The 19,621-nt window shown below is 43.0% G+C and carries 20 protein-coding genes; 9 read left to right on the forward strand and 11 right to left on the reverse strand.

The annotated features are described in order from the left end of the window. Positions 1 to 28: 28 nt before the first annotated feature. The 3 genes from Q4519_RS15060 to pykF all read right to left on the reverse strand — a co-directional run bounded on the left by Q4519_RS15060 (position 29) and on the right by pykF (position 2,852). Complete coding sequence (locus Q4519_RS15060) at positions 29 to 514, reverse strand: RimK/LysX family protein (protein WP_232803848.1); 486 nt, start codon at positions 512 to 514, stop codon at positions 29 to 31. A gap of 59 nt (positions 515 to 573) precedes the next feature. Next, positions 574 to 1,311, reverse strand: coding sequence for a pyridoxine 5'-phosphate synthase (locus tag Q4519_RS15065; RefSeq protein WP_232803847.1), 738 nt, complete (start codon positions 1,309 to 1,311; stop codon positions 574 to 576). Positions 1,312 to 1,433: 122 nt separating this feature from the next. Then, positions 1,434 to 2,852: a pyruvate kinase PykF gene (gene pykF, locus Q4519_RS15070; RefSeq protein WP_232803846.1), complete on the reverse strand. Its 1,419-nt coding sequence runs from the start codon at positions 2,850 to 2,852 to the stop codon at positions 1,434 to 1,436. 511 nt (positions 2,853 to 3,363) lie between these two features. Here pykF and yegD point away from each other — a divergent pair. The 5 genes from yegD (at position 3,364) to Q4519_RS15095 (ending at position 8,980) form a co-directional block, all read left to right on the forward strand. After that, complete coding sequence (gene yegD, locus Q4519_RS15075) at positions 3,364 to 4,728, forward strand: molecular chaperone (protein WP_303513607.1); 1,365 nt, start codon at positions 3,364 to 3,366, stop codon at positions 4,726 to 4,728. Positions 4,729 to 4,826: 98 nt separating this feature from the next. Next, positions 4,827 to 6,773: a DNA topoisomerase III gene (locus Q4519_RS15080; protein ID WP_303513610.1), complete on the forward strand. Its 1,947-nt coding sequence runs from the start codon at positions 4,827 to 4,829 to the stop codon at positions 6,771 to 6,773. Positions 6,774 to 6,788: 15 nt separating this feature from the next. Further along, a complete protein-coding gene (locus Q4519_RS15085; protein WP_232803844.1) occupies positions 6,789 to 7,046 on the forward strand; it encodes a hypothetical protein in 258 nt (85 codons plus the stop codon). Positions 7,047 to 8,187: 1,141 nt separating this feature from the next. Next, positions 8,188 to 8,397, forward strand: a complete 210-nt coding sequence (locus Q4519_RS15090) for a cold-shock protein (RefSeq protein ID WP_232803843.1) — start codon at positions 8,188 to 8,190, stop codon at positions 8,395 to 8,397. 193 nt (positions 8,398 to 8,590) lie between these two features. Further along, positions 8,591 to 8,980 carry a DUF5329 family protein gene (locus tag Q4519_RS15095; protein WP_232803842.1) on the forward strand — a complete coding sequence of 130 codons (390 nt, stop codon included), beginning with the start codon at positions 8,591 to 8,593 and terminating at the stop codon, positions 8,978 to 8,980. A 245-nt stretch (positions 8,981 to 9,225) separates the two neighbouring features. On the opposite strand, the gene Q4519_RS15100 is transcribed toward Q4519_RS15095, so the two are convergent. Both Q4519_RS15100 and Q4519_RS15105 read right to left on the reverse strand, forming a co-directional pair. Continuing rightward, positions 9,226 to 9,666 (reverse strand): bifunctional diaminohydroxyphosphoribosylaminopyrimidine deaminase/5-amino-6-(5-phosphoribosylamino)uracil reductase RibD, encoded by a 441-nt coding sequence (locus tag Q4519_RS15100; protein ID WP_303513616.1) that lies wholly within the window; start codon positions 9,664 to 9,666, stop codon positions 9,226 to 9,228. Then, a complete protein-coding gene (locus tag Q4519_RS15105; protein WP_303513618.1) occupies positions 9,656 to 10,468 on the reverse strand; it encodes an NAD(P)H-binding protein in 813 nt (270 codons plus the stop codon). Before Q4519_RS15105 ends, Q4519_RS15100 begins: the two co-directional genes overlap by 11 nt. Positions 10,469 to 10,536: 68 nt before the next feature. On the opposite strand from Q4519_RS15105, the gene Q4519_RS15110 reads away from it, so the two are divergent. Then, positions 10,537 to 11,622, forward strand: a complete 1,086-nt coding sequence (locus Q4519_RS15110; protein WP_303513620.1) for a hypothetical protein — start codon at positions 10,537 to 10,539, stop codon at positions 11,620 to 11,622. Here Q4519_RS15110 and Q4519_RS15115 read toward each other — a convergent pair. The 3 genes from Q4519_RS15115 to Q4519_RS15125 form a co-directional block, all read right to left on the reverse strand. After that, positions 11,617 to 12,018: a thioesterase family protein gene (locus tag Q4519_RS15115; protein WP_232803838.1), complete on the reverse strand. Its 402-nt coding sequence runs from the start codon at positions 12,016 to 12,018 to the stop codon at positions 11,617 to 11,619. The genes Q4519_RS15110 and Q4519_RS15115 overlap by 6 nt on opposite strands. 74 nt (positions 12,019 to 12,092) lie before the next feature. Further along, positions 12,093 to 12,221: a hypothetical protein gene (locus tag Q4519_RS15120; RefSeq protein ID WP_282561192.1), complete on the reverse strand. Its 129-nt coding sequence runs from the start codon at positions 12,219 to 12,221 to the stop codon at positions 12,093 to 12,095. A 160-nt stretch (positions 12,222 to 12,381) separates the two neighbouring features. Continuing rightward, positions 12,382 to 13,281, reverse strand: a complete 900-nt coding sequence (locus Q4519_RS15125; protein ID WP_303513623.1) for a DMT family transporter — start codon at positions 13,279 to 13,281, stop codon at positions 12,382 to 12,384. Positions 13,282 to 13,386: 105 nt separating this feature from the next. Between Q4519_RS15125 and Q4519_RS15130 the strand changes: the two genes are divergently transcribed. Further along, entirely contained in the window at positions 13,387 to 14,298 is a 912-nt protein-coding gene (locus Q4519_RS15130) for a LysR family transcriptional regulator (protein ID WP_303513626.1), read from the forward strand. A 52-nt stretch (positions 14,299 to 14,350) separates the two neighbouring features. On the opposite strand, the gene Q4519_RS15135 is transcribed toward Q4519_RS15130, so the two are convergent. Together Q4519_RS15135 and Q4519_RS15140 are read right to left on the reverse strand one after the other, a co-directional pair. Next, positions 14,351 to 14,977 (reverse strand): YecA family protein, encoded by a 627-nt coding sequence (locus Q4519_RS15135; protein ID WP_303513629.1) that lies wholly within the window; start codon positions 14,975 to 14,977, stop codon positions 14,351 to 14,353. A 107-nt stretch (positions 14,978 to 15,084) separates the two neighbouring features. Beyond that, a complete protein-coding gene (locus Q4519_RS15140) occupies positions 15,085 to 15,669 on the reverse strand; it encodes a hypothetical protein (RefSeq protein ID WP_303513631.1) in 585 nt (194 codons plus the stop codon). Between the two features lie 501 nt (positions 15,670 to 16,170). On the opposite strand from Q4519_RS15140, the gene Q4519_RS15145 reads away from it, so the two are divergent. Both Q4519_RS15145 and Q4519_RS15150 read left to right on the forward strand, forming a co-directional pair. Continuing rightward, positions 16,171 to 17,895 carry a DEAD/DEAH box helicase gene (locus Q4519_RS15145; protein WP_232803833.1) on the forward strand — a complete coding sequence of 575 codons (1,725 nt, stop codon included), beginning with the start codon at positions 16,171 to 16,173 and terminating at the stop codon, positions 17,893 to 17,895. Between the two features lie 222 nt (positions 17,896 to 18,117). Beyond that, positions 18,118 to 18,462: a DUF3802 family protein gene (locus Q4519_RS15150; RefSeq protein WP_303513632.1), complete on the forward strand. Its 345-nt coding sequence runs from the start codon at positions 18,118 to 18,120 to the stop codon at positions 18,460 to 18,462. A 33-nt stretch (positions 18,463 to 18,495) separates the two neighbouring features. Here the strand turns inward: Q4519_RS15150 and Q4519_RS15155 are convergent, their stop codons facing one another. Continuing rightward, on the reverse strand, positions 18,496 to 19,407 hold the full coding sequence (locus Q4519_RS15155) for an aldo/keto reductase family oxidoreductase (RefSeq protein ID WP_303513633.1): 912 nt from the start codon (positions 19,405 to 19,407) through the stop codon (positions 18,496 to 18,498). Positions 19,408 to 19,621 lie beyond the last annotated feature (214 nt).

The following is a 19,621-nucleotide window of genomic DNA, read 5'->3' on the forward strand; positions in this document are numbered from 1 at the left end:
CACACCGCATACGGATAGGGTAGCTACATTACTCTTCGGGCTGCACTTCAACATCAACTACATAATCACCCTTAAGCCAGTTGCGACCAATCAGTAGTTTATAGGACATTTTTTTGCGATCGCTTAGGTTAACCAATACCTTTTTCGATTCACCACGCCAGCTCAATGATAACTCAACTTGGTAGCGTTGCTCCTTGGCAATTGCATTACGTATCGTCACTACATCAACAATTTCAGCTTGATGGGTACGAAACTCTTTTTTTTCATTCATGGTGGTGAAGGTAACCGTTTTACCTACATTGTCCTTCATTTTCCCTGCATCATTGTTAACTTTAATATCAAAGGCATGAATAGAAGTAGTATTAGCGCCGGTATCAACCCGCGTGAGGAATTTAAAATTTTCGAGTTCTGTCACTTTAATGTATTCAACAGGCCCAACAGAACGCTTTTCTGCCACACTATAAAAACTGGCAAACAAACCGGACAAGCACATAAGTAACACTATTTTTTTCACATCAACTCCTATTTTATTAATAATCAACACTTTAACTGCAGTATTTATAATGTTGTCAGCTAGGCACTCGATTTACAAATATCAACGTAAGCTTTTACTGTTCGCTCATAGCCTTGCTGCAACGATTCAACCACCAGCGCATGGCCAATAGACACTTCTTTAATGTCAGGAATAGTTAAGAATAAATCCAAATTCTCTAAGCTAAGATCATGACCAGCATTTACTTCAAGCCCCAACGCTTGTGCCGCTTTGGTCGCCTCAGCAAATTGAGCCAGCACTGCATCTTGCTGTTCGGTAGCAAATGCTTGCGCGTAAGACTCGGTATAAAGTTCGATACGATCGGCGCCCGTCGCTTTGGCTAGTTCCATATCTGCTGCGACCGGATCCATAAAAATACTGCTACGGATCCCCGCCGCGGTTAATTTAGCCACCACACTTTTCACTAATTCAAAATCTTGATGTAAGTTCCAACCGTGATCAGAGGTGATTTGGTTAGGATCATCGGGCACTAACGTACACTGATGTGGTTTAGCGTCCAACACCACCTGCATAAATTCATCACATGGGTAACCTTCAATGTTTAACTCGGCACCACTAAATTCTGCCGCCACTTGCTTTAACTCATAAACGTCCGAGTAACGCGCATGACGCTGATCGGGCCTAGGATGTAAAGTAAGGCCATTAATACCTAATGCCAAGCCTTGGCGAGCAAACTCGGCCACGCTTGGATAATCTCGTCCACGGGAATTACGCAATAAGGCAATTTTATTGAAGTTAATGCTGAAAAACGTACTCATGCTACTAGCCTTGTCCACCAAGTATTAAAGGACCTAAACGATAACATAGCTAGTGATTAAAGGCAGGTATTACAGATATAAAAAAACCCGGCGAACCGGGTTTCTTAGGCTTCTGTGGGTGATTATTTAATCACGTGAACAGAAGAAGTATTGGTTGTACCTGAATCAACAAGTGCACCCGATACCATTACAATGTTGTCGCCCGCTTTCGCTAGGTCTAACTCTTTCGCTAGTTTCATACCTAGCTGGTAGAAACAGTCAGTGTTATCCATTTTGTCAACCACAACTGGCGTTACACCTTTGCTTAAACATAACTGTTGAGCTGTTTTTGCGTTAGTAGTAATCGCAAGAATTGGCGCTTTAGGGAAGAATTTACGTACTGAACGAGCAGACTTGCCGCCTTCAGTAGCAACAACGATTAGACGTGAGTCTAATTGCTCTGCTGTTTTAACTGCACCGCGACATACCGCTTGAGTGATGCTTTTCGCATCTGCATCTTGCTTATATGCTTCAACGCGAGATTCCATGCGCTCATCTGTGCTGTTACAGATAGTTGCCATGATATCTACTGATTCTGCAGGGTATTTACCCTTCGCACTTTCACCAGAAAGCATTACCGCATCGGTACCATCGATGATTGCGTTAGCAACATCACCCGCTTCTGCGCGCGTTGGACGTGGGTTTTTGATCATTGAGTCAAGCATTTGTGTAGCTGTAATAACTGGCTTACGTGCTAGGTTACATTTCTCAATCATCATTTTTTGCGCGAAGATTACTTCATCAACTGCGATTTCAACACCTAGGTCACCACGAGCAACCATGATACCGTCAGATGCTTCTAAGATAGCGTCGAAGTTATCAACACCTTCTTGGTTTTCGATTTTAGAGATAATTTGAATGTTTTCGCCACCGTTAGCAGCTAAAAGTTCACGGATTTCTTGCACATCTTCTACTTTACGGATGAAAGAAGCAGCGATGAAATCAACACCTTGTTGACAACCAAATACTAGGTCCGCTTTATCTTTTTCAGATAGAGCAGGAAGCTTCACGCTTACACCAGGAAGGTTAACGCCTTTGTTTTCGCCTAGCTCACCGTTGTTTTGCACTTCACATTTAACTTCAGTATCAGTAATCGCTGTCACTTTAAGTGCGATCAGACCGTCATCAAGTAATACAGTATTACCAACACTTAGGTCTTTAGTTAGACCAGGGTAAGTAACAGCTACAATTTTGTTGTTACCCACTACGCTTGCGTCAGTCGTTAGAGAAAACTCTTGACCTGCAACTAGTGCTACATCGTTACCGCCTTCAAGTTTAATTGTGCGAATTTCAGGACCTTTAGTATCCAGTAAGATTGCAACTTTCTTACCTGTAATTTCAGATACTTCACGGATAGTGTTGATACGACCGCCATGCTCATCGAAATCACCGTGTGAGAAATTAAGTCTCATCACGTTCATGCCGTTAGCAACTAGCTTAGTTAGCATTTCTTTAGATTCAGATTTAGGACCGATAGTACAAACAATCTTAGTTTTTCTCACTTTTTCTCTCCGAGAGACGCTCTGCGTCATTGTAAAAACAAAACTTGCATTCCATGCATGCCAAGGGAACATCCCAATAGACGATGCGGCGATAAATTTTAGAAACTGAATTGTACTCGAATTTTGTTGTGAAATTACAACTTCAAGTCAATAAAAATGGCGAAAATGGCGAAATTGACGTAATTAATAAACTCGCCCTTCCTCACCAACATTACATTAGGCAACTTTCGCTCATTTATCGTCCAGTAGCCGTAAGTGTAAACATAAAGCAAGACCTTTAATATTGCGCTAGACCCAATAAGGTAAGGTTTTTTTTCAGTATAAAAAATTGTGCTAGGGCTACCGTGAAGTGCAGAATAAGCCACTATTTTTAAATCGAAAATTCAGCATAAAGCCAAACTAAATTGAAACTAAACAACCAAACTGAAACTAAAAACCAATCGCAGCAATTCTTTTCATCCTCACAGCCATAAGGTAGCATGCGCCCCCCATTTTGTTCTGAGGTGATGTTATGTTTGTAGGCTTTGATTACGGTACGTCAAATTGTGCCATTGGTGCGTTTGAACAAGGGCAACCTAAACTCATTACCTTAGGTGAACAAGATACCTTACTCCCTTCAACTTTATATGCTCCTGAACGCGAAACAATCGTCGCTTGGTTAGCACAAGCCCTGCCTGATTCCAGTTTAAAAACAGACTGGTTAAAACAACGAGGGCCCGCCATTTTGGCTGGGAAACGCATTCAACAAGAGCTTAAACTTGATGGCATCGACACCGATCTACATTTTGGCAACGCAGCACTACAGCGTTATTTAGAAGAGCCAGAAGAAGGATATTACATAAAGTCACCTAAATCCTTTTTAGGTGCCACTGGTGTTAGCAGTATTCAGCTCGCATTATTTGAAGATATTGTCACCGCTATGTTCTGTCATATCAAGCAACAAGCTGAGCAGCAACTGCAGCAAGACATTACCCAAACCGTGATTGGCCGTCCGGTTAACTTTCAAGGTTTACGTGGTGAACAAAGCAACCAACAAGCATTGAAAATACTGACCCAAGCGGGCTTGAAAGCAGGGTTTAAAGACATTGAATTCCAATTTGAACCTATTGCCGCCGGCTTTGCTTTTGAAGCAGAGTTAAACCAAGATCAAAAAGTACTTGTGATCGATATTGGCGGAGGAACCACTGACATTTCATTAATGGAAATGGGGCCTAGCTACAACCAGCTACTTGATCGCCAAACGCAGATTCTGGGTCATTCTGGTGAGCGGATTGGTGGCAACGATTTTGATATTAATTTTGCCCTGCGCGGGTTAATGCCTTTGTTTGGCCTTGATTCTGAGCTCACCACAGGCAAACCAATGCCATCTAAAGCACTATTTGATGCAGTAGCTATCAATGATGTAGGTAGCCAAACTCGTTTTTATAGCCGCGACAATTTATTAACACTGAAGGAGTTACGTAAAGACAGCTGCGTACCCGAACAAATTGCTCGTCTGCTCCATGTGCAACAACACAAGCAAAGCTACCAATTAGTGAATACCGCTGAACAATCGAAAAAGCAATTGTCAGAGTTAACGCAGCACTTTGCCGATCTTGGCTATATTGAATCCGGCTTAGGCCGTGAATTGTCACAAACCATCTTAGCGCAAGCCAGTAGCCCATTACTCACTCGTATCAAGGCGCTGATCGATGAAACCTTGCAGCAGGCGCAGACTCAACCCGACGTGATCTTTATTACTGGTGGTAGCGCGAAATCGCCTGCTATTACCCAATTTTTACAACAAGAATACCCTGCAACTAAACTGGTTGCTGGCGATCACTTTGGCAGTGTGACTACAGGCCTGACCCGTTGGTCAAAATTGTGTTTTGCTTAATCTTCACACAGCAGCTTTAAGGTTATCACGCAGGCCTGTGGCACAATTGAGATAAAGCAGTTAACATAACTGTATATTTGAACAGTTATGTTAACGCCGTGAAACTCTATATTGCCGAAAAACCTAGCTTAGCCCGTGCCATTGCCGAAGTCATGCCCAAGCCACAGCAAAAAGCCGAGGGCATGATCACCCTGCCTAATGGTGATTGTATTTCTTGGTGTATTGGCCATTTACTCGAGCAAGCTGAGCCTGACCACTACGGTGAGCAATATAAAAAGTGGCGCTTAGAGCACTTGCCTATCGCGCCGAACGATTGGCAACTAAAAGCAAAAAAAGGCACTGTTAAACAACTAAGTATCCTAAAAAAACTAATAAAAAAGGCCAGTCAAATCGTGCACGCAGGCGATCCTGATCGCGAGGGACAACTGCTAGTAGATGAGGTGATCAACCATGCCGGCATTAGCCAAACCAAACGCCAACAAGTTCAGCGTTGTTTAATCAATGATTTAAATCCTAGCGCAGTGAAACAGGCCCTCGCCAACTTACGCAGTAATCAAGATTTCATCTCACTTTCTATCTCAGCACTGGCACGCAGTCGCGCCGACTGGCTCTACGGCATGAATATGACCCGAGCCTACACCATTCAAGGACAACAAGCTGGCTACCAAGGTGTGCTTTCTGTTGGCCGCGTGCAAACTCCTTTACTTGGGCTAGTGGTGCGACGTGATTTAGAGATTGAAAACTTTGTCAGCAAGCCTTTTTATGAGGTGCTAGCTCACGTGCAAACCAACAATAATGAAACCTTTACAGCCAAGTGGCTGCCCAGTGAGGCTTGTTTACCCTACCAAGACGACCAAGGCCGCGTACTGGTAAAAGGATTAGCGGAAAAAGTGGTGGAGAAGATCCACCAGCAACCAGCAAAAGTACTTAGCAACAAGCAAGAGAAGAAACGCCAAGCGGCGCCGTTACCCTTTAGTTTATCCAGCTTGCAAATAGAAGCGGCCAAACGTTTTGGGATGAGTGCCAGCCAAGTACTTTCAAGCTGTCAAAAGCTGTATGAAGAATACAAACTCATCACCTACCCGCGCTCTGACTGTCGTCATTTGCCTGCCGACCAATTCAAACAAGCCAGTGCCATTGGTCAAGTATTGCTGCAAAATTTACCGCCACTACAACCCCTTATCCAGCAAGCCAATTGGCTGCAAAAAAGTCGCTGCTGGAACGATAAAAAAGTCACCGCCCATCATGCCATTATCCCGACCCTAAAAACCTATAATGCAGATAAACTCGGCGCCAGCGAGCGTAAGCTTTACGAGTTAATTTCGCTGCAATACTTAGCACAGTTTTTCCCTGATTTTGAATATCAAAATCAAACCATTATGTTAGATATTAAAGGTGGCCAATTTTGCGCTAAAACCAAAGCAACGCTAAATTTGGGCTGGAAGCAATTATTAAGCAAACCGAAACAACAAGCAGAAGTCAGCTTACCTATAGTCAAAGTAGGCGAAATACTCACTTGCGATCACGGCGAGCTCGTGGAAAAAAATACTCAACCACCAGAGCATTTTACCGATGCCACTCTACTGGCTGCAATGACGGGAATTGGCCGCTGCGTCATCGATGCAGATTTAAGGAAAATTTTAAAAGACACTGATGGCTTAGGTACAGAAGCAACCCGAGCCAGCATTATCGAGCTGTTATTTAAACGTGGCTTTTTACAGCGTAGCGGCAAACAAATCGCGGCCACAGTGGTGGGTAAGGCGTTAATTTTAAGCTTGCCTGAAACCTCAACTCGTCCCGACATGACTGCACACTGGGAATATCAACTCGAAAAAATATGCCAAAAAGAGGCCAGCTATCAGCACTTTATGGATCAATTACTGAACCAGCTAAATCAGCTTATCGAGCAAGCTAAACACATGCCTGCCTCAGCATTAAGCCAGTTAAAAGATGTTGCGCCTAAGAAAAAACCATTTCGACAATACAAACGTAAAACCAATACAGCAAAAAAGCCAAGCCGCACTAAGCTTAAATCCAACAACTAATAAAGGGGATAAACAGTGGCTGATTTAGCATTACTGGCAGAGGGACGTTTGACCAGCGGCGAGTTTTTTACGGCTCATTTACTTGAGCAAGATAAAATCCAACTAAAAACTCATACCAATAGCATAGTGTTGCAGGTACAAGCGCAACATATTGCACTACAGCACCAAACTAACATGAGTATCCTGTCGGTACATTGCGGCGGCTGGCAAACTCACTTTGAGCTCACGCCCGATTCGGCTGTTGAATTTAACGGCTTATTAGTGCTGACTTAACCTTCGGCTTTGTTTAGGCCGAGCGCAACGGCCCAATTTCGTTTTCAGCGATGAAAACACAAAGCGCATATAGGACATATTCACTGCACTTTTTGCAAGCTCTAGGAAAGGCATTGTAGTAATACAACTATGTCGCTTATGGAACAAACTAATTCATTTGGCAGCTAACTTATAAACAAGACTTAGTGCTCAGAAGAAAGAAGGCCCGATACAAACTTACGTTCGTATCGGGCCGTAGTCACTTCACCATTCCTTGATGAACCAAGTGCTCCCTGCGCTCCCTGACTTATGCCTTTCCAAGGCTTCCTTACCTCAATCCTTGAGTCGTCCCTATGTCATCCTGACTAACAAATCATCCTGATTTGTCCTACTCTCCTTCCTGGAGGTGTCCATTACAGCATCCTGCTGTGATCCTTTTTCGTCCTTGACGGTCAACCATCCTAAGCTAACCATTACGCTATCCCTGCGTGCTTCCTTATACCTTCCATTGGTTGCCTAACATCCTGTTTAGCACCGACTCTGTCCTTGAGTTGATAGTGACAGCTCCTTGGTAACATCTAATCAAACATCCTGTTCGATTCCTGCTGCGTCCCTACGTCATTAAATATACGTGATCCAATAGGGGAAAATACCTACTTTAGAACTAATCAAGTCCTCACAAATTATTCAAAATAAAGTATAGTAATTTAAAAACAGTAACTTAAAGTTAAGTTATAGTGTTTTGTTCACAACAAAAGCGAAATAATCAAAGTATCTTCGGGCGCTTTACCACGCAACTCATGGCCGATCTCTTACACCTTTATAACGACGTAAAATCCTATCGGGACTTACCCGCTAAAAAACCAACATAATGGCAAGAGCAAAAAAATAAATATAAAATCAATCACGGTCAGACCTAGATCACCAAATATCACGGCTAAAAAATTGTGCCTTCATATTCCATGGTATAAGCTTAACTTGCCTTGTTTGACTAAGGCCGACATGACCTTATACAAGTTAACTCTGCGCCGTTTGCTGTGGTATAAGCTGTAACCCATACCTTAACTCGCTTGAGTGCTTAAACATGGCTTTGATAGTTCGCCAGCCCCCGCTGGTAAAATTTAATGTTATGTAAGTAACAAAAGTTAAGTAAGAGAGAAATATGTCAGATCAAGTTGCAGGTACCGTTAAGTGGTTCAATGACGAGAAAGGTTTTGGTTTTATCGAGCGTGAAGGTGGTAAAGATGTGTTTGTTCACTTCAGTGCCATTAACGCTGGCGGTCGTAAGACCCTAGTTGAAGGCCAAAAAGTAATGATGGAAGTTGTTCAAGGCCAAAAAGGCCCACAAGCAGAAAACGTTACCCTGCTCTAAATATTCTGACCGAAACCAAATGCACCAATGCCTTGGTTTCGGTTTTATGCTTCAATATTGATCTAACTCAATACTTTCTTCTAATCCTTCTTTATACAGCGTTAGGGTTTTTCTCCTCTCACCCCTCGCATCTGGTAACCTTTTCAGTATAATCGCCGCCCATTAATCACCTTGATGCAGCTTAGCCCTTATTATGAATTATTTTAGCTCTTCAATCGCTGTTCTGGCCGTATTCTCTGTAGTGGCTAGCTTCCAAATTGCCGCCCAGAGCAGCCCATTAAAGCAAGAAGTAACCCAGCTATTACTGATCTTTGATAAGAATAAATGCCAAATACAGCAAGGTGATACGCAGTTATCTAGCTTAGACAGTAAAAAGCTGTTTAAAAAGCAATTCAAAACTTACCAGCAAGACATTCAAAACACCGAAGACTTTATTCGTCTCGCCACCGCACGCGATATGTTAACGGGTGAGCCAATCCTGCTCACCTGTAACAAGCAAAGCCACCAATCAAGCCAAGATTGGTTTAACGAGCAACTAATACGTTATCGCCTGACCAAAGCCAATAAAGGCAATATGTTTTAACGCCAGCCAAAGTAAGAACACATTAATTCATCCAAATTCTGGATAGAAAATGCACCTTGTCTAATGGAGATAGGCTTAAGCAAAGCTGAGTTTATTCACTTCAGCTTTACTGAAATAGGCTGCAAACAATAGAGCGGGTGGTGATTTTAAGGAATGAAAACGTAAAACGTGTAGGAATATATTGACCGCATTTTTGCTGGAAAACAGATTGTTTCGTTTATCTAGAATTCGGAACAAGCAATCCCTTAGGCTTCATTAGTTAAGAGGTAGGGGCCTAATTCTTGCTCTAACTGCGCTTTCAACACCCCAACTTCAACCCGTACACCAGCATCACGTAAAATCTGAATGCCTCGCCCTTGGTTTTTAATATGGCTATCAATCAACCCCACATAAACCTGTTCAACGCCACGAGCCACCATGGTTTTTGCGCAAGATGGTGTGCGCCCAACAAATGAACATGGCTCTAAGGTGACAAACAAGCTCACTCCCTGCAAGTTATCCAACTGCGCCAACACCATCGCCTCGGCATGCATGTTGCCTGGCGGTTGGGTATGGCCTTTGGCAATGATCACGCCATCTTTAACTGCAATACAGCCCACTGGCGGATTAGGGCGACAAGCCGGTAAAGCTAGCTTGCCTTGTTCGATAGCCTGCTGCATAAAAAAGTCTATTTGTTCAGGTTCCATTGGTTAACCACGTAAGAATGTTTGGGTACTGAAATTGATAATTCAGGTATTGTAAGATTTTTTGGCTCGAAACGCTCCGCTTTGGCTGGCTGTTTGCATTAGTAAACACTGGCGGGATCAATCCAGCATGAGCAGTTGCCGCAATGTAAAAGTCAGCACGGGCAAGGCCATTTTCGGTACTAACATTATAGATATCCGGCTGCCAGTCTTGCGCTAATAACTGACTGATCACGGCAATGCAATCTGCCTGATGGATCAGGTTGGTAGGCGTTAGGCCAGCTTCTAGCTGTTTACCCGCTAAAAAGCGTGCAGGTGTTCTATTTTTATCTACCAATCCAGAAAAGCGTAAAATAATGCTGGAAAAAGCGGCTTGCATTTTTTTCTCAGCATCGACTAACACAGAGCCTTGTTTTAACGGACTTGTTTCAGTTAGTAAGTGATCACCTTGAGCATAAACACCTGTAGTGCTGACAAATATCACTTTTTTAACGTGCTGTGCCTGTAATGCTATCACTAGCTGGTTTATTTGTTGTTGATAGATGTCTGGCGTTTGCGACTTACTGCGTGGCGGTAACATCACAATGACGACTTCAGCCTGAGCGCACCAAGCGCCCACATCACCTATTACTTGGCTCGCAGTGACATTAATAACATGAGCATCTAAGCCTGACAGCACTAAGCGATCGACTTGCTCAGTATCGCGGCGGCATACACTGACCAGCCAACCTTGCGCCTGTAGTGCGAACGCTAATGGCTCGCCCAGCCAGCCACAACCAAAAATCGCAATTTTCGCTTTGTTCATTTCACTTCCTTAGTAACGACAAAGTTGGGTATAGTCACCATAATATTATTTCTAGGGTGATGTTAACCATGGCCAACAATAAACCCAAGCATATCTGTTTTTCTATTACCCATCATGGCTTTGGCCACGGAGCAATTAGTTGCGCAGTGATCTCTGAGTTGCAGAAGATCGCTCCCGAAACTAAGATTACGATCCTTTCAACTATTCCGATAAGCTACTTTAAGCCACGATTAGCTGCGCAATTTGAGTTAATAGCAGTTGGCTCCGACTTTGGCATGGTCATGCATTCTGCCATCTCTATCGATCTCAAACGAAGCGAAGAGCAATACCAACAATTATTGCAAGGGTGGCCAGAAAAAGTAGCGGCTGAGCAAGCATTACTCGCTTCACTAAAGCCAGATTTAGTGGTGAGTAACATTTCACCCATCACCCTAGCAGCCGCGGCTAATTTAGCAATACCCAGTGTGAGCATTTGCCCATTTAATTGGTCGCAAATCTTGTCCCATTACAGCAAAGAGCCCACGTTATCTGGTCAGTTGATACCATTAATGGATAATGCTTATGCAAGTGTTCGTGTTGCATTAAAGCCTGAGCCCCATGTACCAAATCCGAAATCAACCAAAGAGATAGAAATCGGCCCGATTTGCCAATCAGGACAAAACCAGCGTTCCCATTTAAATGAAAAGCTAGCACTAAGCTCAGATACGCAAATTGGCTTAATTGCTCTAGGTGGGTTAAGAGTGCCGATAGACTTAAGCCAATGGCCGCAAAAATCAGGTTGGGTATGGCTGGTCGATCAAATGCCACCAGCAGGGCGACCAGATATGCATCACTTTACCGATACCCGTTTACCCTTTCTCGATTTAGTCTTTAGTGTCGATGTGGTGATCACCAAACCGGGCTACGGCACCTATACCGAACTAGCATTAGCGCAAACCAAAGCAATAACCTTAACCCGTCCAGACTGGCCGGAAACACCTTACCTCAATCACTTCTTAGCACAGCATATAAGTTGTGCCGAGATAGCACCAGAGCAACTTGCCACGCCAAGCTTTAGTTTATTAGTCGATCAAGTGATGCAAGCAGAAAATACAAACACAGGACAATGTCAGTCAGGTGCCACGCAAGCTGCGCTGCACCTTATATCCTTATGAGCGAGGAAATATGCAATCAACCTTTGGATGGATATAAGGACGACCAGACTTATTGAGTGAAGTACCTGTGATCAATGCGGTCAATACCGTTTTATTATCACTTAGTCTTACCACTGTTTGGCGAAAAGCAAAGCGGACTTTACTTGGCCGCTCAGGTTCAACTTGAATGTAGAACTCATCGCCACTGGTTAACGAAGTTTTATAGTCTAGCTCCGCCTTTACCACTACAAGATGGATACCTTCTTGAGTCAGTTCGGCAAAGTTTACGCCTTGCTGCAACAAAAATTCATGGCGAGCATGTTCGAGATAATTAAAGTACACCCCATTGTTAACGATACCTTGCATATCACATTCGTAATCACGCACCTTAAACGGCAGGCGAAATGGCTGACTCATACTGCTTTACTCCTTTATCATTCATCCGTAACAACGCGCTACATTAACAAGCTTATTGTTTGAAATAGCGGGAATTAATCATGACAGTTACTGGCTGACTCGTTCTTTTCTTGCTCTTTGATGGTATTAAATCGCAGATAACGCACCATCAAACGCCGCTTAATTCGCTTACTCACTTTATACTTGCGTTGGTGGTACTTCATTTGTTGTAACCGAATGTTGAATTCAGTGAGCTATTATACTTAAACACCTTACAAATGCATGACTTCAGCAAATTAAGTAGCAACAAAAAAGCCAACACTGAGTGTTGGCTTGTGCAATTAAAATATCAGGTACGAAAGGCACCACGTTACATAATAGCGGTTAGCTCACTTGGCACGCACTTTCTAATTCAATACGCTTTTTATCGCGTTGACTCGCCCATTGATTTAGCGCCACCGAACCAAGAATAATCACTAATGCAATAAGAGTGGTATGGCTAATCTGTTCGTTTAACCACAACGCCCCCAGCAACATCCCAAACAAAGGCACTAAATAGTTACTAAAGGAAGCAAAAGTTGGCCCGCTCAACTGAATCAGTGCCATAAATAGAAAATACACTAAACCAGTACAGAATATCCCTAGCGTCAACAAAGACAAGATAGCGTTGGTTTCTGGCACAATCGCACCAAAATCTTGTGTTACTAGTGCCAACACACTTAACTGCAGTGCCGCACATGCCAATATATTGCGCGCCACCAACAACGGCGCCTCACTGGCAAACCGTTTGATCATTAACATACCCAATGCAAAACAAGCGGCACCGAATAAAATAGCGAGTATTGGCCACAATAAACTCGACGCAGCCGCGAGCTGAGGAGCAAATAAAACAACGATACCGGCAAAACCCAGTGCCACGCTGATCATCCCCCATAGGGAAATTTTTTCAGATTTTAACACCAAGGGTGCTAACAATAAGGTCATAAACGGTATGGTACCCATAGTAACCGCAGCCACTGCACTATCAACATACTGCTGACCCCAAGCAACCAGCACAAAGGGTAAAGTTGCATCAAGCAAAGCTATCGACATATAGACAAGCCAATTAAACTTTTCACTTTTGAGCCCTAAAATTCGACACACTAGCACTAAGGTGACAAAGCCGCATAACGCACGACTTGCAGCCACGACCAGCGGCGGGAAAGCAATCAGCGCTTGGTGCATAAAAATAAATTGCGACCCCCATAGCAGACCAATGCCTAATAAATACATGTAACTTCTCATTGCTTACTCTTTATTGATTGATAAACATTTAGTTCTGCATATTGTAATAACCACCGATGTATTCATAAAATGAATTATCAACATAAAGGCATGTGGAATATTAATATGTATAGCAAGCTCGACCTCAACCTACTGCGGGTATTCAATGTGTTGATTCAGCATCGAAACGTCACTCAGGCTGCACAAAAGTTACATTTATCCCAATCCACCGTTAGTCACGCCCTAGCAAGGTTACGTAACCAACTGGACGATCCTTTATTTGTGCAGGTAGGAAGAGAGATGCAACCCACCGAAAAGGCTTTGTTGATGGCCCCTGCGATCCAACAGGCATTGCTATTAATTCAGCAAGGCGTCAATAGCCAAGCCAGTTTCGATCCAACACAAAATGCCAAGCATTTTCGACTGGCGGTGGGAGGAGCCATGGAGCACACCTATATTGCACCACTTATTCAATATTTGGGCGAATTTGGTTCGCATCTTAGATTAGATATATTTGAATTAACTAATAGTGACTACGAGAAAGAGCTTGAACGAAAAGCCATTGATTTAGTAATAGGTTTTGCTGGCAGCGGCCACTTAAGCCCGAAATTAGTAAAGACACACTTACTTTCTAACCCCTTATCTTGCTTGTCATCGAGTAATTTCACAACGAAAAAACAAGGTGAAATATCAGCGAAGGAATTAGTCAGCTTACCGCATATTTATACGTCAAGCTGGGGCCATTCACAGCAATTAATAGATCAATATTTTGCACAACGCCAATTAACGCGAAAGATTGCAGCACAAGTGCCCACGTTTGCAGCAGTGCCGGGCTTACTCATGGGTGGAAACTACTTAGTCATGGTACCGAAAATGGTTGCCGACCAGTTATGTCAACTCTACCCTATTAAGCAACTAACATTAGGCACTGACGAAATTAATGTCTCCTATGAAATAGCTCAACACCCGCTAACCAGCCACGATGCAGCGATCAACTGGCTTAAACAAGCAATACTCGATATTTGTCAAAAAACTTGAAATGAAAAAAGGCACTTGCGTGCCTTTATCAAACTTAAGCGTTAATAGAAAGTTAAGCCTTAGGGGCTTCGGCCTTCTTTAGCTCTGCGATTGTCTCTGCTGCAGCAATACGACGACCAAAGGTGGCAAAAATAGTTAAGGTTTTTGGCATGTCGGCATAGACATCATCAACCACAGGGAGCTGGTCTTTAGGTGTATCTTTCAACATGGCTGGTAACTGCGGGTGGCCGGATAAAACCATTGAACCTAGTAAAGTTTGTGATACTAAAGACTTCGATTCATCATCCAAATTGGATAAACGATCTTGCCATAAGTCTGAAAGCCAATGATAGCCTTGTAAAAAACCAGCACAAAATGCCATTAACTCAACATTCGCATTATTATCTTTACAGTCACACACATCAGGGAAGGTAAAGCCCTCTGGAGCCTTTAACTCATCAACGGCATGCTTAAAGTAAACCATGATCTCTTGTAAAAAAGCATCTCGCGCTTCAGGTGCAATCTCTGCACTAATTTTTTGATCGACAAATAACATTGGCCACCAGTCTTTGGTGGGAATTAACGCTGGCGCACTAACAATGGCAAAGGTAAAGCCCTGCGCTTGTGTCGGCCCCATTACTTTATCAACCAAAGCAGGATGATTAATGGCTTTAATTAACGAAGATGTGCTGTACGACATGAGAAGTCCTTATTCATTCAACTGATTCGATAATAAAGCAAGCAGAGATAAGGCCCAACACTATCAATAAGATATGAGAGCCTGATCGCGATGCGATTCACTCATGCTTAGTTCTTGAGCAGATCACCTTCATCTGATTTAGTCGGTACTTGAGTTAGTGGACTATTCGGCAAGCAATAACTACCACAAAAGAATATAACCGTTAATCCTAGGTACGCACCTAACAGCTCAAAAAAGTTAGCTTGATAACTAAGGAATTTAGCAAGACCAAAAAACACAGCAATAAGCCAACCGGCTAGTGAGATAGAAATAGACACGCGGAATAATAGCGCTTGCTCAACACTGTTAGCCAAAAGGTTTCCTTCACACAAGCCTCTAATGTTTGGCAAAACGCGACGAGAAATAAAATAGCCGTTAAGTGTCACTAATGCGACCACTAATACCTTGACCCAGACTTTTTGGTTCATAATATATGCGGGATCTTCACTATAACCCTGCAGCAAAAAGCCAATACCAGATAGCCAAAGCACAGCCAAAGACCAATTTATGGTGCGATGGGCTAACTGAATAACTTCAAATAAATCATAACTAAAATTACGAAAGCGACGTGAAATAAGCAGTTCGGTCATTATCATGGCGCCAATAGCCGCTGCTAAGCTCAGTATATGAGCATACAGTAGTACAATTTTCATGCTGAAATCCTTTTCAGTAATAACAAACCTAAGCATCCTTGCTAGGTATTACAGAGGCAACTCTATCAAGATATTAATCAACCACAAACCCAAGCCGACAGCACATTACCAAGCTTTCAATAAACATCACATTATCATCACAACTTGGCAACAAAAAACCGCTTAAAGCTAGTATTGATACATCCCATTACAAATAAGGCCAACTAACAACACTAAATAAGAGAAATGACAAAAGATAGATAAGAATAATTGCTCAAAAAACAGCCAAGAACGTAAAAATAGTTTACACTCTGCTTTATCATTTATACGGGACGGTGTATGTGACAAAGAGATGAAACGGCTAATTTGGCACTCTGTTTTCGTTGTTTTTGAGGAAAACAGCCATAAAAACCAACCTTTTTTCATTTTTTTTGTGAGCCACAGCATAAATATCGAGCGTTTCGTGACCATTTATCATATAATACCGCGCTTTTTCAATTACCCACTCGCATCAGAGGTTACATGTCCATAGAAACTCCTTCATTTAATGAATTACACCTTCCTGAACCTATCTTGAGAGCCTTGGTAGAACTCGGCTATGAAACTCCTTCTCCTATTCAGGCTCAGTGTATTCCATTGTTACTGGACGGAGCGGACGTGTTAGGTATGGCGCAAACCGGTACCGGTAAAACCGCCGCATTTGCACTACCATTACTTGCGAGAATCGATCTTAAAAGTAATAAACCACAAGTTTTAGTACTTGCACCCACACGCGAACTAGCTATTCAAGTAGCTGAAGCTTTCCAAGCTTATTCACGTTACCTACCAAATTTCCATGTGTTACCAATTTATGGTGGCCAAAATTATAGCCTGCAGTTCAAATCACTTAAGCGCGGTGCACAGGTTGTTGTTGGTACACCTGGTCGTATCATGGATCACCTTAAGCGTGGCACATTAGATTTGTCTGAACTAAAAGCCATGGTATTAGATGAAGCAGACGAGATGCTGCGTATGGGCTTTATCGATGATGTTGAAACCATCATGGCTGAAACACCATCAGAGCGCCAAACAGCGCTATTCTCTGCTACGATGCCAGATCAAATTCGTCGTATTACCAAGCGTTACATGCGTACGCCAACTGAGATCAAGATCAAGGCAAAAACATCTACCGTAGAAAATATCGAGCAGAAAGCTTGGATGGTAAGTGGTGTAAACAAGCTAGACGCACTTACTCGAATGTTGGAAACAGAAGAGTTTGATGGCGTGATCATCTTTGCTCGTACCAAAACGGCAACGGTGGAACTAGCAGAAAAATTAGAAGCACGCGGCTACCGCAGCTCGGCACTAAATGGTGATATGAACCAAGTGTTGCGTGAGCGTACCGTTTCGCGCTTGAAAGAAGGCACATTGGATATTCTTGTTGCGACCGATGTCGCCGCTCGTGGTCTTGATGTTGAGCGAATCAGCTTAGTTGTTAACTACGATATTCCTACCGATACTGAGTCATATGTTCACCGTATTGGTCGTACTGGTCGTGCAGGGCGTACAGGTAAAGCCATTTTGTTCGTGGCCCCACGTGAGCGTCGTTTACTTAGTGCCATCGAGCGCGCAACACGTCAGCCGATCACTATGATGTCATTACCTACCCGCGATGAAGTAACACAAAAACGCATCGAATCATTCCAAACTGATATCCAAAAAGTTATCGAAGCTGAGAGTATGGAGTTCTATAACCAGCTAGTGGAACAAATGTCTGCTGAACTAGAGCTTAGCAAAGAGAGTATGGCCGCTGCGTTACTTTATATGGCACAGAAAGATAAGCCATTCCAACTACCACCTGAAGAGCCATCTCGTGAACGTTTTAGTAGTGGTCGTGAAGATCGCCCTCGTCGTGAGCGTAGTCCTCGTGGCGAACGTCCAGAGCGCGGTGAACGCCGTCGCCCTGATGTACCACTCGACACCTTCCGTATTGAAGTAGGTCGTGAACATGGCGTACAAGTTAAAAACATCGTTGGTGCCATTGCTAACGAAGGAAATATGAACAGCCGCTTTATCGGTGATATCGTCTTACATGACGATCACTCAACGGTACAGTTACCACAAGATATGCCGGCCGACTTACTGAAACACTTCCAAAAAGTGTACATTTGCTCTCAGCAAATCAAAATGCATAAGGTTGATGATGCAGGTACATTTAACAAGCCTCGTCGTCGCGCACCAAAAAAACGTGATACTCGTAAAGACTAATTAGTCGCTGTTACGTTGATTCAATAACCGTCCTTGCGACGGTTTTTTTATGCCTCAGATATACAAAGTGTGCTTTCCATCCAATTGATATCAATCAACGCGGATTAAGACATGGAATGTATCTATACTTAACTATAAAATCACCAGTACAAGCATGATGTAACTCTAATCAAGCGCATCATGCTAGTACATGTTTATCATAGGCAATGTTGAGAGCAAATTATGGTTATAGACAGCGAAGGTTATATTCAACTTATACATTTTTTGACTAACAATCTTGCCTTGTTTGAAAGCAAAGGTTGCGCAACTCAAGAAGATTCTGTTGCTGAATATGTCTCAGACCTTATCGCTGAAAATGTAATGAGGGTGTGTATCCAACACGAGCACCTCGACAGCACCCACCGTTTTGAAGTCGTTCGAGAAACGGATGCTATCGTACATGATTTAGAAGAAGTCCTTTCTACCGTTTGGCACAAAGCACCAACCCCGGAACAAAAAGAATTTTTAACGGAATTCATTGGCTTGATCAAAAACTTGTTTGACACAGAGCTAACTAAGTTTGATTGAAGCGTTATATCTACGCTTCAATCAAAAGTGTCCTTAGGGGACTGAATGCCCCATCGAAGCTTGCCAAATACTAAACCATTGCTGACGGTCTAACTGAAGTTGTTCTGACAACACGGTAGTGCGGGAACGTTCAATACGGCCCGAGCCAATGATCGGTAAAACGGGAACCGGTAATGCTAACAGCCAAGCATATATCACTTGATCCATATTATCCGCCCCCAACTCTTTCGATATATTTACCAATACCTCACGCAATCTGATAGCTTGTTCAGTCTGTGCGGTAAAAATGTCCCCACCCGCTAAACAAGACCAAGCCATAGGTGCAATATTGTGTTGTTGGCAATAGTCTAATGCACCATCATGTAGCGATTGCATGTTTAAAGGCGATATTTCGATTTGGTTAGTTACTAAATCAAAATTTAGCCGCGACTGCAGCAGGCTAAATTGCGTTGCGCTAAAATTCGAAACACCAAAGTGCTTTACCTTCCCATTCTGTTTTAGTTTTTCGAACGCTTTGCTAACTTCGTCAGCATTCATTAAAGGATCGGGTCGATGGATCAGTAATAAATCCAGCTGCTCCGTCCCCAAGTTCTGTAAAGACTGGTCGACTGAATATAAGATATGCTGCAGGGTAGTGTCATAGTGATTTACATATCGCTCGGGAATACAATCAAAAGCGGGCTTTATGCCACACTTGGAAACTAATTCAATCTTGCTCCTGAGTCCTGGATTTAACTTCAATGCCCTTCCAAACGCAGCTTCACACTGATATTGGCCGTAGATATCAGCATGATCCATCGTTGTAATACCCAGCTCTATATTCTGCTCGATAAACGTCAGCATGTCTTGATCAGACTTGTTCCAGTCCAGCGCCCGCCAAAAGCCTGCCACAAATCGCGAAAATTCAGGTCCCTTACTGCCTAATTGTATTCTTGATACTGTCATTATATTCACCACCTTAGGTCTCTATTGATAACAATAGCCTAGCAGGTGAGTGTGAAATTTATGCAGTATTTAAAAGGAATAAATAGATAAATATTGCCGTTTACTTTTCTTCAAACGTAAAAAAGCCCGACTCTTTTGAATCGGGCTTCTACTGCTCACTATGAGCTTATTTGGCGCTTGGCGGTGTCCTACTCTCACATGGGGAAACCCCACA

This window comes from Motilimonas sp. 1_MG-2023, from assembly GCF_030547455.1.
In the GTDB taxonomy this organism is placed as follows: Bacteria; Pseudomonadota; Gammaproteobacteria; order Enterobacterales; family CBDFNC01; genus Motilimonas.

Bases quoted from the DNA above. Each gene is read 5' to 3' on its own strand.
- Q4519_RS15155 (WP_303513633.1), bottom strand. From the start codon at position 19,407: ATGACAGTATCAAGAATACAATTAGGCAGTAAGGGACCTGAATTTTCG.
- Q4519_RS15145 (WP_232803833.1), top strand. From the start codon at position 16,171: ATGTCCATAGAAACTCCTTCATTTAATGAATTACACCTTCCTGAACCT.
- Q4519_RS15150 (WP_303513632.1), top strand. From the start codon at position 18,118: ATGGTTATAGACAGCGAAGGTTATATTCAACTTATACATTTTTTGACT.
- Q4519_RS15120 (WP_282561192.1), bottom strand. From the start codon at position 12,221: ATGAAGTACCACCAACGCAAGTATAAAGTGAGTAAGCGAATTAAGCGG.
- Q4519_RS15105 (WP_303513618.1), bottom strand. From the start codon at position 10,468: ATGAACAAAGCGAAAATTGCGATTTTTGGTTGTGGCTGGCTGGGCGAG.
- Q4519_RS15065 (WP_232803847.1), bottom strand. From the start codon at position 1,311: ATGAGTACGTTTTTCAGCATTAACTTCAATAAAATTGCCTTATTGCGT.
- Q4519_RS15115 (WP_232803838.1), bottom strand. From the start codon at position 12,018: ATGAGTCAGCCATTTCGCCTGCCGTTTAAGGTGCGTGATTACGAATGT.
- Q4519_RS15125 (WP_303513623.1), bottom strand. From the start codon at position 13,281: ATGAGAAGTTACATGTATTTATTAGGCATTGGTCTGCTATGGGGGTCG.
- Q4519_RS15110 (WP_303513620.1), top strand. From the start codon at position 10,537: ATGGCCAACAATAAACCCAAGCATATCTGTTTTTCTATTACCCATCAT.
- Q4519_RS15100 (WP_303513616.1), bottom strand. From the start codon at position 9,666: ATGGAACCTGAACAAATAGACTTTTTTATGCAGCAGGCTATCGAACAA.
- Q4519_RS15135 (WP_303513629.1), bottom strand. From the start codon at position 14,977: ATGTCGTACAGCACATCTTCGTTAATTAAAGCCATTAATCATCCTGCT.
- Q4519_RS15130 (WP_303513626.1), top strand. From the start codon at position 13,387: ATGTATAGCAAGCTCGACCTCAACCTACTGCGGGTATTCAATGTGTTG.
- Q4519_RS15090 (WP_232803843.1), top strand. From the start codon at position 8,188: ATGTCAGATCAAGTTGCAGGTACCGTTAAGTGGTTCAATGACGAGAAA.
- yegD (WP_303513607.1), top strand. From the start codon at position 3,364: ATGTTTGTAGGCTTTGATTACGGTACGTCAAATTGTGCCATTGGTGCG.
- Q4519_RS15095 (WP_232803842.1), top strand. From the start codon at position 8,591: ATGAATTATTTTAGCTCTTCAATCGCTGTTCTGGCCGTATTCTCTGTA.
- Q4519_RS15140 (WP_303513631.1), bottom strand. From the start codon at position 15,669: ATGAAAATTGTACTACTGTATGCTCATATACTGAGCTTAGCAGCGGCT.